14 protein-coding genes are annotated in these 14,940 nt (G+C 56.9%); 2 read left to right on the top strand and 12 right to left on the bottom strand.

The annotated features are described in order from the left end of the window. Positions 1–233: 233 nt before the first annotated feature. Positions 234–671 (top strand): DUF1640 domain-containing protein, encoded by a 438-nt coding sequence (locus tag HQL56_11680; GenBank protein MBF0310178.1) that lies wholly within the window; start codon positions 234–236, stop codon positions 669–671. Positions 672–955: 284 nt separating this feature from the next. On the opposite strand, the gene HQL56_11675 is transcribed toward HQL56_11680, so the two are convergent. From HQL56_11675 to HQL56_11625, 11 genes are all read right to left on the bottom strand, one after another. Beyond that, entirely contained in the window at positions 956–1,279 is a 324-nt protein-coding gene (locus HQL56_11675; GenBank protein MBF0310177.1) for a hypothetical protein, read from the bottom strand. Then, positions 1,261–2,667, bottom strand: coding sequence for a DUF3631 domain-containing protein (locus HQL56_11670; protein ID MBF0310176.1), 1,407 nt, complete (start codon positions 2,665–2,667; stop codon positions 1,261–1,263). The genes HQL56_11675 and HQL56_11670 overlap by 19 nt, the downstream gene beginning before the upstream one ends. After that, positions 2,660–3,634, bottom strand: a complete 975-nt coding sequence (locus tag HQL56_11665) for a toprim domain-containing protein (GenBank protein ID MBF0310175.1) — start codon at positions 3,632–3,634, stop codon at positions 2,660–2,662. Before HQL56_11665 ends, HQL56_11670 begins: the two co-directional genes overlap by 8 nt. 573 nt (positions 3,635–4,207) lie before the next feature. Continuing rightward, a complete protein-coding gene (locus HQL56_11660; protein MBF0310174.1) occupies positions 4,208–5,107 on the bottom strand; it encodes a hypothetical protein in 900 nt (299 codons plus the stop codon). 77 nt (positions 5,108–5,184) lie between these two features. Further along, positions 5,185–5,439: a DUF2442 domain-containing protein gene (locus tag HQL56_11655; protein ID MBF0310173.1), complete on the bottom strand. Its 255-nt coding sequence runs from the start codon at positions 5,437–5,439 to the stop codon at positions 5,185–5,187. A gap of 5 nt (positions 5,440–5,444) precedes the next feature. Then, positions 5,445–5,702 carry a DUF4160 domain-containing protein gene (locus tag HQL56_11650; protein MBF0310172.1) on the bottom strand — a complete coding sequence of 86 codons (258 nt, stop codon included), beginning with the start codon at positions 5,700–5,702 and terminating at the stop codon, positions 5,445–5,447. Between the two features lie 4 nt (positions 5,703–5,706). After that, positions 5,707–6,939 (bottom strand): integrase family protein, encoded by a 1,233-nt coding sequence (locus HQL56_11645; protein MBF0310171.1) that lies wholly within the window; start codon positions 6,937–6,939, stop codon positions 5,707–5,709. A gap of 526 nt (positions 6,940–7,465) precedes the next feature. Further along, positions 7,466–7,840 carry a hypothetical protein gene (locus HQL56_11640; protein ID MBF0310170.1) on the bottom strand — a complete coding sequence of 125 codons (375 nt, stop codon included), beginning with the start codon at positions 7,838–7,840 and terminating at the stop codon, positions 7,466–7,468. A 314-nt stretch (positions 7,841–8,154) separates the two neighbouring features. Further along, positions 8,155–8,625 (bottom strand): phosphohistidine phosphatase SixA, encoded by a 471-nt coding sequence (gene sixA, locus HQL56_11635; protein ID MBF0310169.1) that lies wholly within the window; start codon positions 8,623–8,625, stop codon positions 8,155–8,157. Between the two features lie 11 nt (positions 8,626–8,636). Next, complete coding sequence (locus tag HQL56_11630) at positions 8,637–8,828, bottom strand: hypothetical protein (GenBank protein MBF0310168.1); 192 nt, start codon at positions 8,826–8,828, stop codon at positions 8,637–8,639. A 116-nt stretch (positions 8,829–8,944) separates the two neighbouring features. Then, positions 8,945–11,563, bottom strand: coding sequence for a bacteriohemerythrin (locus HQL56_11625; GenBank protein ID MBF0310167.1), 2,619 nt, complete (start codon positions 11,561–11,563; stop codon positions 8,945–8,947). 235 nt (positions 11,564–11,798) lie between these two features. On the opposite strand from HQL56_11625, the gene HQL56_11620 reads away from it, so the two are divergent. Next, entirely contained in the window at positions 11,799–14,231 is a 2,433-nt protein-coding gene (locus tag HQL56_11620; GenBank protein ID MBF0310166.1) for an EAL domain-containing protein, read from the top strand. On the opposite strand, the gene nfi is transcribed toward HQL56_11620, so the two are convergent. Further along, positions 14,204–14,863: a deoxyribonuclease V gene (gene nfi, locus HQL56_11615; protein ID MBF0310165.1), complete on the bottom strand. Its 660-nt coding sequence runs from the start codon at positions 14,861–14,863 to the stop codon at positions 14,204–14,206. The genes HQL56_11620 and nfi overlap by 28 nt on opposite strands. Positions 14,864–14,940: the final 77 nt, after the last annotated feature.

The raw sequence follows: 14,940 nt of genomic DNA, 5'->3' as shown, positions 1-14,940 counted from the left end.
GGTCTGACCCCTTTTTGGTTCGTGTAGACACAGTGTAGACACTTGGAAAAAATTCGCCGGTTTTTGTAGACAATCGGCCCCGACATGACACCCCGCCAAGGAGTGCTTCCCTCGCCCCAATCCGCCAGGGGGGGAACCGTCTCCATCGGGTGGTGATTCCCCCGGTCCGATTCGAATTCAAGTGGAAATCTCCGGGTGTCCTGGGATATCCTGGGAGGCAGGAGGAAGTGAACATGACCACCATTACCTTTGACACGCTCCAGTTCGTGCGCCGTCTCAAGGATGCCGGTATTCCAGAACCTCACGCCGAAGCCATCTCCGAAGCCTTCAAAGAAGCCCAGGTGACGCAAGCCAGCGAGTTGGCTGCCAAGCGGGATTTGAAGGAGTTGGAAGGCCAGCTTTCGACCAAGGCCGATATGGCCAAGATCGAAGCCCGTATCAGGGAACTGGAACTCAAAGTCGAAGTAGCCAAAGTGGAGCTTCGAAAGGAAATCGAATCCGCCAAGGTGGAAACCATCAAGTGGGTTGTGGCCACCGGCATTGTCATTCTTGGCGGGGTTGCGGCCCTCAACCGCATGGTTCCTCCACCGGTCCCGGTCTATTTCCAGCCCCCTGCCCAGGAAATGCGCTTGCCGTCTCCGGTCCAACCGGCACCCGTTCTGCCCAAGTAGCCTTGCCCATTACCCAGCCCGATGCCCCGGCATGATACCTGCCAGGGGGTGATTCTCTCGCCTCGATCCCCCAGGGGGAAGCGCCTCCATCGGATGGCCTCCCCACACCGAAGACCACCACCACAAAAAAAGGGGGCACGGCGGCCCCCTGGTGCGTTTGAACAGGGTTTTCTAAAAAACCCGAAAGCTGTAACTGGCAAAATGGAACTCTCCCCCCCGTTTTGGTATTTCACCGCGCCCGATTTGCATCATTTTCAAGGAGTTTCGGCATTCCCGCCATTTGGTCAGCGCCTCCCCTCGGCCAGCTTCAGCACCAATTCACGGGCCACCCGCTCCGCATCAGCACGGCTCAGGCCCTGTTCAAACTCCAAAACTCCCGCCCGCTCTCCGAAGTCATCGGCCCATTCCGGGGGGATTGGTTGCCCATGGTCCAAAGCCCCAGTTGCCTTTCCTCGCAGCCATTCCAGCAGCGCCCCCTTATGCGCCTGGATCTTCTCCACCAGGCTGGATGGTGGCGGGGAATCAGCCTCCAAGGTCAAAGCGTCGCCCACTAAACGGAACGTCACCCCTGCCGCTCTCAACTCCGAAATCAAAGGGTCATGCTCCACCTTTCACCCCCTTTCCCGGCAGGATACCCCTCTTTATCCGTAACATGCGAAACATTATGTGATTTCAATGAGTTACGCGCATTTTCTGCCGTAACATCCTTGGCTTGTGTTACGGATATTTTGCTGTCTAACTCATTGTTTTTGCTACTTGTTCCGGATGTTACGGGTAAAATGGGGGTATCTGCCGGAATGTACCTTTTGAAGGCGTCAAGGAATGCTTGCCGTCGGTAGCCTTTGGCAAGGGTGCCCCCAACTCGGTTGGTGCTTGGACGAATTCCAAACGGCTTGAGGAGGTTTGCCAAAGCTCGCGGGGACATCGCACGGCCACGGTCGAAAGTTGCCCACGGATGATCGGCAAATTGTCCCCCGGTCAATCGCGCCAACAAGCTTTCCGTGGTGAGAACATCCACGGCGGTTTCAGCCCAGATAGCACGGATGTCGGCCAACAGCATCTCACGAATGCTTCCGCCTTCATCCTCGTCCGGTTCCCCGGCAAGTTCCCGGATTGCCCGTCGCGCACAATCCGGCCAACCCCCACCAACCGCATCCGCGATGGCCAACAAGGTGCGCCAGTTGTCTTGGCCCCGATCCGAAAGACAGTCGGGGATATCCACCGGATCGGCGTCTTTCAGTCGCGAAAGATTGTCGTTTGCCCACCTGGCGGCCTTTCGCGCCAACTCGTGCAAATGCCCCAGCCTGTCCAGCCGCAGCCGCTCTACCTGCTCTGTTGGAAGTTTGCGCCGCATAGAAATGACGATTGATCGATCTTGCAGGGTGTCCGGCAGACGGCCAATGGCAGCGATGGCGAGAGGTGCCCAGGTACAGAAGGCCCGCACCTCAAGTTCCTCTCCCCCCACCCGCAGAACGGTTGCTGTTGCCCGGTTGTGCCCGCAATTGAGGATGCCCCGAAGTTCGTCTTTTCCGTCAACAAAGGTGTCGGCCTCATCGATAAGAAGCGTTGGTTGGGCAACTTCAATGGCCCGGAATACTGCCGCCGCCGTGATGTTGGACAAGTGGAGCGGTTTTGGGACCAACCCGCCAAGAACGGTCAACAGGGTGGACTTCCCACACCGCTTTTCCGGGGAGACAACGGCCAGCCGGGGGGAAATTTGCGCTGCATCGAAAGCATGGGTGTGGAGAACCCACAACGCGATTGCCGTTGGACAGCCCCGTTCCATGCAGACATGTCGTGTCAAAACCCTTGCCAGATCCGCCAGCAGTTGCCCGCCGTCCACCGGTTCCGGCCAGGGAATAGGCGGTTCCAACGCCAGGGGGCGGCCCTGGCCAGAAATCCCGCTTCGGTCCCCCGTTGTGCGCCGCTTGGCAATTCCGGCATCCTGTGCCGCATGAGCCGTTTCAACCAAGGCCTTGGGGGGTGAATCATCCATGCCCCACCTCCCGCCGAAGCGCCATGAAATCGTTGAAGTCGGAACCGCTTTCCCCGTCGCTGAATTCAGGTACCAGGAGCCTCGCCCCCGAAGCCAGAGCCGCCGCCCGGCCCTTGCTCAGGCCAGGGTTTCCGGGGGTGAATCGGTCGTTGTCGCAGCAAACCACCAGATTGATTTGTTGGTACCGCCGCCGCGCCTCCATGGCTACGGGCTGTAGGTTTCCGGCATCGAAGGCCACCAGGACAGGAAACCCGGTTTCCTCGTGAAGCGTTGCCGCCGTCGCGAAACCCTCGGCCAAAAGGAGAGTTCCTGCCGGATTGATATCCGGTCCGATCCGGTAGAACAGGCCCCGCTTCCGTCCACCAGAAAGAAACCGCTTGGAGCCGTCCGGGGTGATGAACTGCAAACTCCAGATGCGGCCTTCGAAGTCGCAGACGGGCACCACCAGCGCCCCACGAGATTGCTGGATGCCGTGGGGTTGGACGTACTTCCGGATCAGGTAGGGGTGCCGTGGATCGGCGGGAATAGCCTCTTGCCAAATCCCCGTGGCCCGCAAAGCGGCCTCTTCATGAAGACGCGCTTCCTCTTCCTGGCGTGCCGCCTTGTCGGCTTCGATCCGCCGCCGCAGAAAATCCCGTTCGGGTTGGCTCAGGGTGTCGCGGGATTTCAGACACCAGGTCGAAGCTTGTCCCGACTTCCAATTGCCAACAGCATCGCCAACCGCGCCCAGGATGCGGGGAAAGTCCTGGCGGGGGTCAAGCCCGAGGAGCTTTCCGGCCAGGGTGAAGCCGTCACCGGCACCGCATTGGTTGCAAATGAAGGTGCCGTCTCCATCTTGATCATCAAAGCGAAATCGGTCCCTTCCACCACAAAATGGGCATGGACCATGCTTTCCGGTCAGGAACTCCGGCCCCATGCCAAACCGGGGGAGGATGTCGGGCCACCGCCCACGGGCAGAGGCTTTCACCTGGCCAGCATCAAGGCCTTGTTCGGATGGCCCGGTTCTGATAGCATTTTGTCGCGAATTCAAGGAATTGCCCGGCCCACCAGCCGGGCTTTTTTGTTGGTTCATGGCGGGATCCTCAACCTGCCCGCCGGGCATCGGCTTCGGTTGTCGAAGTGACCGGTTCATTACGATTCAGCCAATTCAGAACATCGCTCTTCCGGTAGCGAACATGTCGGTTCCCGATCTTGATAAACGGGATCCCGCCCCCGGCCCAGCGGTCACGCTGCAAGGTTTTGACGCTACAATCTCGGATTGCGGCAACAGACTGTTCAGCAAACAGAGTGTCGTTTGGCGAAGCGTAAAATTCTTGAATCAGGGAGAGTCTTGATTGTTCGGTAGTCACAATAACACCTCATGGTTGATCGTTTCTCATGAGGGGTATTAGAACTCTTTCAGCGAGGAACGGCAAAATTCTGTATATAAACTATACAAAGTGAACGATATGGATCATTAGATATAAATGATAATAATTATATTAATGTCATAAATAATTCAATATTTTGTATAATATTATATTATGCTTGAATGAGGGAGTTATTCAACTTTTGAAGGATCAGGCATACCGGCTTGGAGCCAGGCATTCACATGCTTATAAAGGGTGGTTTCGTTCGGAAGGTTGCGACCAAGTTCCCCTTTGACCCACCATTTCCGATCTTGGTCATCTTGCATTTCTTTCACTACCCGTCGTGCCGATAATTCGTTCCCGTGCATGAGGGTTTCAGGAGCGGTGTTGTCAACGATCCATCGCGCCCCCTTGCATGCTCCAATTGCCCTTTTCCGGTCAGGGTCTTTTTTTGGCAGGAACGCCCAAGGATCAACTGCGGCATCTTCATTACCGGGTTCCGGGATTGCTTGGGAACTGGCAACGGGTTCTGGTGGTGGGATGGCTGCCGGTTGAACGGGTGCCTCTGGTGTGAGACAGGTTGCGGGGGTGGCCCATGCGGCCATTCCGGGAGGAAGTTCCCAGCCAAGGGAAAGTGCCCAATTCACAAACTTAACACGATTTATGTAATATATTCTGCCTGTTTCATTGACGACTACTCGATCAGGCCTCAACGATCCTTCGTCAATAGCATCATTTGCAGCTTCCAATCTATCATTAGTTGGGTTTCTATTGATTTCATTATTGTCATAGTAATCGTTGCCTGATTCATCAACATTTGTAGCGCCAACGGCTTTAATATAAATATCTAAATGGGCTTTCCTTTGTGGCTCGGACCCAGGAAAGCGTAACGGATCAAGATAAACAGACAAGGCTATTAACTCTTCGAGGAGAATTTCATCTACTTTCTGCCAGTGATCCCAATAAGGCATTCCAAATTCATCTTTATAATTGAGTATCACCGGACGAAACGGTTCCGTAATATAAGATGTTTTTCTATAAGGTATACGACAACAAGTTGGCATTCTCGCATCCTTCAAGGCATCCTTCATGAAGAACCCGGCCAGGAGGGTGAAGGTGCCCTCTTTTCGGTGATCAGCCTATGCCGGGTGTTCGGTGGGGTCAGCGGTTATTCCCCGGAAGAATAATGCCTCGCCCGATCCAGAAGAAATTCTGGTGCCAGATCGGCCCCATTGTCCCAGGTTACGGTTCCAAGTTCGGCATTCTGTCTTGCCGTGGCAAACAGGTTGGGGTCTCGTAGCGGCCCAAACACGGGACCATCCAGTTCGTCGGACAAATCCACCTCTCCGGCTTCCCCCGTGTTGAAGGTGATCCAGAGACGATAGCCGCCCAAATGCCGAACGCTGGTGGTATGGGGTATCATCGGTTTCACTCCAAAGGGGAAATTGGATTCAGGGGTTCACGGCGCACGGCTCGCTCCCAATTGTCCATCAACTCGGAACGATGCAGTGACATCCATTCGGATACCATGGATTGAGCCCGCCTTGGCAATCCCCCTTCCAGAAGGTTGCCATCAAGGTCGAGAACAGCTTCTTTTCCGCCGTAGAAAGCGTGGAAATGGGGGGGATTGTGATCCCGCCAATACATGGCAATCAGAATCCCGTAAAACCTCGCCAATTCCGGCATGCCATCATCCTTTCGCCCGGCTCAGACCATCGCTCTGGAAGGGGATGATTTCCGCCGAAGGGATGGCCCCCATCCAGCGCAGAAACGCCGTCTCAATCTTCGTCATGGGTTCCCGCAGCCGCTCCACATCAAACACGATGTAGCCGCCCGTCACATCGGCGTTCTTGATCCGATGGTTGACCAGCCCCTTGATGGCGTAGGACGAAATATCCAGGCTCTCGGCCATGGTGATGAAGGTTCGCCGCATGTCGTGAACAGAAAAGCTCACTCCGGTCTGTTCCGTCACCTTGGCCATTTGTGCACGGGGTTCAACGAGATGTCCCCCGACTCCTCCACCTGGAAAAACGAACGGGCTTTCCCCCGTCTCGGATTTGCGGCGGGTCAACAAGGCCATCAGGTAATCTCCCAGGGGCAGATGCAGCGGGTCATGGTTCTTGGTGTCCGGAATGGTCAGGGAACGGCCCGCCAGGTCCACGTTCTCCCAACGCAGCCGGGCAGCCTCCTCCCGCCGAAGTCCGGTCAAGATCACCGTCAGCAGATAATCCCGCATGGTGGCGTTCTCCAGGGTCATGACGCCCTGATACCACGTCTTCAGCTCATGCGGTTTGATGATGGTCTGTCGTCGTTCAACCCGGTACCATGCACGGGTTTGGGACAACCGTTTGACAGGGTTCTCCGGCAGCAGGGAACGCCCCTGCTCATCCTCGTATTTGCCCGCCGCGAAGTTGAACAGCGCCCTCAAGAGCCGCATGCCCAGGTTGGCGTAAGCCTGCCCGTGGCCCGTACCAATCTTGGCGTGCCGTTTCTCCACCATGTCCTTGCTGATCCCCACGAACGGCTTTTCCATCCAATCGGAGAAGTGCAGCCTCAACACCCGCCGGTAGTCGATCAGGGTCTTGGGCTTCAAATCCTTCCTGGCGGCCAGGTAGTCTTCAAACACAGCCCCCAGGGTCTTGGCCTTGAGCGTGGCTTCCCGTTCCTCTCCGATGGGGTCATGGCCTTGGGCAATCTCCCCCAGTAACCGTTGCGCCTCCTTGCGTGCCTGCTCTGCCGTCAGCTCCCCATACCGGCCCAGGGTGATCCGCTTCACCTTCCCGGATACGCGCTTCTCCACGATGAAGGTCTTGGAACCTGGAGTGCAACGCAGGCCGAACCCTTTCAGCTCGTCATCCCGGTAAATCACTTGGCCCGTATCGGGAACAGGCAACCGGTCGATTGCGCTTTTGATCAGCCTCATGTCAAGCCTCCGAATCCGGGTTTCATGTAGACACCTTGCCGGGAAAATTCCTTAAAACCATCCGATTTTTCAAACCGCTAACTGCTTTTCCGTGTAGACACAGTGTAGACACTTGGATGAAAAACCGTTCAAAATCGTTCGTAAACCTTCTAACTCAGAGTGCCACAAAAACACCGTGGAAGCAATGCAGTTTCAAAGTTTATAGGAGAATGTAGACACCGTTAAAAGTGCCATTTCGATAATTTGTAATCAGCAGGTTGGGGGTTCAATTCCCTTCGCCAGCTCCAGGAAAAGGAGTTAGACCAATAAGGTCTGGCTCTTTTTTTGTTAAACTATCTTTTAGTTGTATTGACTCGGATACACGGGGGGCGGGGGAGGATCGTCACCCCCTTGCGGGCAGCGCCCTGAGGCTTGGCTAACCGGAAGAACCGGTTTGTCCTTATCTTGTTTATGGATTATCGGCAGCGTTGTTCGGAGGGGAGTTCTCCGGATCCTGGGGGATCCGGAGAGGTGCTTCAGTCCATCATTACTCGCACTTGTTCATATCAGGGCGGTTGGCTGCGCAGAAGTGGGTTCCGGCTGCATCGGCCTGACCCTTGGCATCAAAACCGCCAACCAGCGCCTTGCCACTCCAGGAAGCGGCAATCTGCTTGAACTTGGTGATGTCCGTGCGGTCGTTGTCACACGCCTTCTTGGCAGCTTCCAGGCAGGCCGCCTCGGAGGCCGCTTCCTTCACCTGCACACATTCGGCTTTCCCGTCGCACTTCTTGAAGGAGTCCGCCTCTTTGCCCTTGCACGCCGTCCGGGCGTAGGAGAGCTTGCATTCCGCCTGACTTGCCATCGGCGTCCAAACAAACGCCACACCCGCTACCAACGCCAACCATAACACGCTCTTTTTCATTTCTTGTTCCCAGGACCGTTATAGGAGGTGGAGAACCCCGTGGCTACCCGCATGGGCAACCCGCCACCCGGCAGTATAACGAGGCCTTGTTAACAAATCTATAACAGTCGAATCCATTGCATTAAGTGCCAGGCAATGAATTGTGACAACTAAAATAAAGTAATAACCGCACATAATAACAAGAAAGATATAAAAATCCAATAATCATAATTAATAAGTTATAAGATAAATAATATAAAATATATTTCCATCTATACAAAAACTTATTGTAACTCTTGCAAACCTGGAATCAACGGACGGGTATTATGACGTTATCATGACCCAAGCAGCTCCGGGCGCACCATCCAGGCCAGGGACCAACCTCCCGCAGCATTCCGTTCCAGGGCCACGACACTTCCCGGACGGGTCGCCACCAGTGAGTCGGGCTGCGACGGCCCCGCCAGCAGCAGAGAAATCAGTCGGGCCATGAAGGGTCCATGACCGGCGACAAGGGTATCCGTTTGCCAATTGTCCACCTGGGAGGCAAACGGGGCCACGGCATCATCGGGACGAATCCCCGCCACCTCTTCCAACTCCACATCCGGAGCCAGTTGAGAACGGAACAGCCGGGCTGTTTCCCGAGCCCGGACCTTGTCACTGTGCAGAATGCGGGCAGGGCAGATCCCGGCAGCGGCCAGAAATCGCGCCATCTTTTTCACATCGGCAATCCCTTGCGGGGTCAAGGGCCGTTCGGGATCGATATCCTTGGCCACGGCATCCCCATGATGGGCCAGCAACAGTACCATGCCGTCTCCTGTTATCCGTCGCGCTCTTTCAAATTGGGATTGGCAGGATCGAGGATGACCTCTTCCAGGGGACGTCCACCCAGAAGACGCCGCATGCGCTCGGTGCGCAACGTCTCCTCGAAGGCGGCTTCATCGACCACCGGATTTCCGGGAGCCGGTGAGGCGACGGTTTTCGCGGGTTTGACTTCCGGCTTGGTTTCCATGGCCTGCCTCTCCTGGAAAAAGGGTTCCGGATCCCATTATGCCTTGAATGGGGGCAGGGATTGAAGCGTTGTTTCGCAATTTCGCCTCAGGGTGCCGTCGGCAAGGCGTGCCGGATTCAATAGAGCCCTTTGGCGTTGAAGTAGGGACCGTAACCATGATCGTCCTGAAGCACATGGGAGAGCAACCATTGGGAAAGAAAGGACTCGACGTGTTCTTCCCTCAGCAGATGGCTCTCTTTTGCAGTGCTTTTAAGATTCTGAATGGTCTCAAGAATCTTTTTGTGCGCCTCTTCATGTTCCATGAGGCGTGGATACTGGTAAAACCGCATCAATTCTTCTTCTTCGACGAAGTGGAATTGCAGAAAATGTTGCAGAGCCTGCAAGGACTGCAGCACGGCTTTGGTATTGCTGCCCTGCTCGACAGTGACCATCAGGCTGTTGATGATCTGCATCAATTTCTTGTGATGGGCATCCATGCGGGCCAAACCGACACTGAAATGGTCTTCCCAGATAAGGGGGAGTCGGGAGGCGTTGTGGCCATGCAACCGGGTTCCCAGACGTTTACCATAGGCTTCGAAGAGCTTCCATTGCACGATGGGAATGCCGTGCAACACCCGGGGGGGGATTTGGTAAACGGTGACCGGTTCCAGGGTGCGATAGCGAAAGAGCCCGGGGGTTTCGAAAAAGGCGCCGTCTTCTCCGAAAAAGTCCCGGATATCCAACTGTTCCAGAACCTCCCCCCCCAGCAGGCGCACCAGTTTGCCCTGAACCACCAGGTTCAGCAGGGTGTGGTGGTCGCAGTCGATATCGCTGTCGGGGGGAAAATGGACCACGCCCGCCGCTTCGGCAATCTGGCTTTGCGTGGAGTAGGAGATGCCTTCACCCAAGAGTGGGGTGGATTGCAGGAAGATCCGGGTTTTGTGGGTACGCTCCAGCGAGCGGAACAGGTTATTGCGATGCACGAATTCCCGATAGAGAAAACAGGGAATAGCCAGAACCTGCACGAAACTTGCCGCCCGATAGGTCTCCAGGCAGGGGGATCCCAACAGGCCCGACATCTCTCCCAACAGGGCTCCTGCAGCCATCAGGCTGTGGTAATCCAACTCCGAATGGATGCGTTCCACGCTGCCCGACAGGATCAGGTGGATGGCCTGATGCACCTCGCCCGCTTTGAGCATGATGGTGCCGGGATTGAAATCGAGGACCCGGCTGTTCAACAGGGGCTTCAGATGGTGGTATTGTACGTTTGGAAAGATATTGGACAGGTAGCGATGGGCTCTCTCCTGAATGTAGCCGCCCTGATCTTCGATCAGCACATCCATGGTGCCGAAGGCGGCGGAAGAGCCGACGGCCTTTTCCCGATCGTTCAAGGGCAGGGAGGTGTGGGAGAGGATGATCTTGGTGGAGTGGTCCAGGCGGAAATCCTCCGCCTCGCCGTGGATCATGCCGCCGCCGATATCGATCTTTTTGAGATCCGCCGGCGTCAGATAGCGTTCCCGGGTCAGGTCGAAGAAGTCCTGGGAGATGCCCGGTTTCTCGGCATCGTCGGTGACCATGCCTTGCAGCACCCGGAAACTGGAGATATCGGCAAAATGGGCGTAGCTGCGGTAGCCGTCTTCCCAGAGGGTGCGGAAAAAGAGGATGTTGGTTTCGACGGGATGGGGTGAGAAGACCGGTTTGACCTCCAGACCTTCGATGTCGTTCCAGGTATCGAATTCCAGATCGACCACTTCGAAGTAGTCCGAAAAGAGCTCTTCGTCGATGGATAGCAGGGCGGCGAGCTTCTTTTCCACCGAGGCTCTGACCAGGGGGGTGGAGAAATATTTCAGACGGTGGCCGGAACGCATCAGAGTCGGCAGTCCCGCGAAATGGTCGTCGTGGGAGTGGGTATGGAAAACCCCCTCGATTTCGTTGATACTGATACCCACGGCGGTCAGATTGAACAGCAGATTGGGACCGGCGTCGATCAGGTAGATTTTTCCCTGAAAGACCACCACACTGGCCATGGCCGGTCGATTGGGATCCCAGCCGTCGCCTTCACCCAGGTGGACGATGCCGAAATACTCCCGACGCACCGGCTGAAAGCAGAGGGGGAAGGGGCAGGGGTAGCGTTCGTTTTCCCCCAGGTTGAGATCCACCTGGACCGTATCGCCCTGAAATGAGAATTCAAAACGGTTGAATCCCAGGCGGCGCAACAGGACGCCGTTGCGGATTTCCACAGCCTCGTCTTCCAGAAGACGTGCCTCCAGCAGCTCTTCCGAAGGTCGGATGCGGCCAAAAGCGAAGCGCTGTTTAAGGCGCATCATCTCCTGGGCTTGATGAACGGGGATGCCGGTGCGGGTAATCTCCTCCCGGGAGATCAGACCGTAATTACCGCGAAATATGTATTGCAACTGGGATTCCACCGCTTCCGGAAGACCGATGACCAGTGGCTTGAGTCCTGTGTTATTGGGGTGCCCCGGGATCAGAAATCCCTGGCGATAAAGCATTTGCAGGACGGGAAACTCCGCCAGATTGCAGAACTGGCCGTTTTGCAGCATGGCATCCGACAGGAGGATGGCATTGGGACCGGTTTCGAAGCGAACGCCGTTTTTTTCGGTGGGAACGATGAGGCCCCGTTTCATCAAATGTTTGACGCTGTCCGCCGGACATCCGCATTGGATGCGCAGGTCCGCCGCCGGAATTTCCACCCAGTAAAGGCCCGGGCAAATGTCAACTTTGTTGATTGGATACATGTAGGGTGCCTGTCTTTTGCAACACACCGCCCGAAATGATGAAACAAACCCGTAATACTCTAAAATTCCTGTCTCGCAGAATTGGTGCCAAGTGTTGAGGGGGGATGTTCCGTAAGGAATATGCCGGGGTGGAACAAAAAGAGTGCTTGATCTTGTTGGCATTCCGTCTCATTCTGAATTGGATTCGGGGTGTCCCGTCGAGAGAGGTGAATCAGGTGACCAAGCGGATGGTTCCATGGAAATAAAGCCGGAGGAGACTTCTTCCTGTCGCTTGGGAGGGCTTCAATCCAGCACCCCGTTGGTGCTTCTGGGGATCATCCTGTCGCTTTTGTTTGGCGGCGAGATGGTCATCATGCTGGTTTTGGGTTCTTTCAACGAGGGCACCGCCGGTTGGCAGACGGCCTTTCTGGACGGTGCGCTGCTGACGGCCTTGTTGTTCCCGCCGCTTTACCTCTTTTTCTATCGGCCCCTGACCTGTCTGGTGGAGAGTCGGGAGCGCAGCCTGCATCACACCCGGCAGCTTCTGGAGGAGCTGGAGGTGGTGCAATCGCGTTTTGGTTCCCTGACCAATGCGGTCATGGATGCCATCATCGCGGCGGATCAGGAAGGCCGCATCATCTTCTGGAACAGGGGTGCCGAACTGATCTTCGGCTATACGGAGGAGGAGATAGCCGCCCTCTCCCTGACGGCTTTGATGCCGGAACGCTACCGTCCGCAGCATCAGGAGGGTATCGACCGGGTGGTTCGGGAAAAGAAGTCCTTTCCGATGCACGGTTACGTCCTCGAACTGGAAGGATTGCGCCGCGACGGAACGGAGTTTCCCCTGGAGATGTCCCTGGCCACCTGGCTGGAACAGGATAAACGCTATTTTGCGGCCATCATCCGGGATGTTTCCGACAAGCATCAAGCCAAGGAGGCCTTGAGCATTGCCACCTCGGTTTTCAGCGATGCCCTGACCGAAGTGGACGAACAGGTCCGGGTCGCCACCCGGGTTTTCGAAAATGCCCTGGAGGGGGTATTGGTTTCGAACATGGAGGGCATCATCCAGTCTGTCAATCCGGCTTTCACCCACATTACCGGTTACGAATCGGAAGAGGTGGTGGGCCATCCGGTGCGTATCCTCTATTCCGACCGGCACGATGCCCAGTTCTTCCAGGAGATGCAGCATTCCCTGACCAAGGTGGGGCGCTGGCGCGGGGAGATCTGGTGTCGACGCAAGACGGGGGAGGCCATTCCCCAACTCTTTTCCAGTCTGGTCATCGCCGGTGGACAGAGTTCGCCGCCGATTCTGGTTTCGGTCTTCTCCGATTTGACGGAGATCAAACGTTCCCAGCAGGAGTTGCAGTACCGCACCTTCCACGATGCCCTGACCGGATTGCCCAACCGGGAACTCTTTTTCGACCGGCTGCACAAGTCGCTGCAACAGGCCATGCGTTCGCGACGCAAACTGGCGCTGGTCATGTTCGACCTCGACTTTTTCAAACGGGTCAACGATCGGGTGGGTTTTTCCGGGGGGGATCTGGTGTTGCGGCGTATCGCCGATCGCATTCGGGAAGGTTTGCGAGAGGCCGACACCATCGGTCGACTGGGAGGGGACGGTTTTTCGGTGCTGCTCCACGACATTACCGGGGTACCGGATCTGGTGGAGGTGACCCGCAAGATGCGCACCCTCATCTCCACCCCCATTCCGGAGGTGGATCCCAATCTCATGGTGACGGCCAGCTTCGGGTTGACCCTCTTTCCCGATGACGGCACCAGCGACGAGACCCTGATGACCAACGCCGAGCTGGCCATGAAGCGGGCCAAGGGGGCGGGTCGGGATACCTTTCAGTTCTATACCAGCGAGATGGGGGTTCAGGCGGCCAATCGCATCGATCTGGAAACCCGGTTGCGTCGCGCCATGGACCGACGGGAGTTCGTGCTGCACTACCAACTCAAGGTGGATGCCCGGGACAAGCGTCCCGTGGGCATGGAGGCGCTGATCCGCTGGAACCAGCCCGGCATCGGCTTGACCTATCCGCTCGATTTCATTCCCCTGGCGGAAGAGACGGGTCTGATCACCAGTCTGGGGCAGTGGGTGATTCAGGAGGTGGTGAGTCAGTTGGGCAGTTGGTACCGGGCCGGAAAACCCCTGTTGCGGGTGGCGGCCAACGTCTCCTCCCGCCAGTTTCAGGAGAGCCGGTTTCTGGAATCGGTGGCGGGTGTTCTGGTTGGTCAGCCTTTCCGCCCGGAGTTGCTGGAGCTGGAGTTGACCGAGAGCCTGATCATGGAGGATGTGGAGCAGGCGGTGCGTACCATGGAGGCTTTGCGTTCCCTGGGGGTTTTCATCTCCATCGACGATTTCGGCACCGGCTACTCCTCTCTAGCCTACCTCAAGCGGTTTCCGATCCATGCCCTCAAGATCGACCGCTCCTTCGTGCGGGACGTGCCCGCGGATACCAACGATGCCGCTATCGTTTCGGCCATCACCTCCATGGCGCATCAGTTGAGTCTGCGGGTTGTTGCGGAGGGGGCTGAGACGGAAGAGCAGGTTAACTTTTTGGTTGAAAAGGGCTGTGACGAGATTCAGGGTTATTATTTCAGCAGACCGTTGCCTGCCGAGGGCATCATGGCGCTGGTTGAGGAGTTGGTCGAAAAAGATCAGGGAGTGGCCACGGAAGCCAAGTGATGGGCCATGCGGGAGGTTTCCGGCAGGCGAAAGCCTTTGGTGCAGGCCAGCACCAGGCGGATGGCGCTTTCCAATCCCACCCGATGTCCGCTGGAAATGTAGAGCGGAGCCACTCGATCACGGGAGCGCAGCAGCGCCCCGACGATCTCTCCGTTGTCGAGCAGGGGTACCCAGGCACCTTTGTGGGCGGGCAGTTCTGCGGCGGGTTGGCCGATGAGACGGCTTTTGGCCACGCCGATGCTGGGCCGATCGCTGAGCAGGCCCAGATGACAGGCCAGTCCGAAACGGCGGGGATGGGCCACTCCCTGGCCGTCGCAGAGCAGCAGATCGGGTTTTTCCGTCAAACCGTCCAGGGCTTCCAGCACCAGCGGGGTCTCCCGGAACGACAACAGCCCCGGAACATAGGGAAAGGTGACTTCCCGCTGCAGCACCACCTGTTCCAGCAGGCCCAGCTCCGGAAAGGAGAGGCGCACCACCGCCACCCGACCGCGGCGGCTGCCTCGGGGAAAACCGATATCCAAACCCGCCACGGAGCGGATGGCGTCGAAGCGATCGGCGCGTTCCACCTGGTTGGCCAGGGTCAGCTGGATCCGTTTGGCTTCCGGGATCGAATCGGGCCAGAGGGGGGTCATGCCATTTCCAGTATCAGTTCCGGTATACGGGGGTCCGGGGGGGATTATCCCCCCCGGCGGGGTTCGGGGCAGCGCCC

This window comes from Magnetococcales bacterium (assembly GCA_015231925.1).
Classification (GTDB): domain Bacteria; phylum Pseudomonadota; class Magnetococcia; order Magnetococcales; family JADGAQ01; genus JADGAQ01.
The sequence above is the reverse complement of the archived record's forward strand: the minus strand, read 5'-3'. Positions and strand labels throughout refer to the sequence as shown.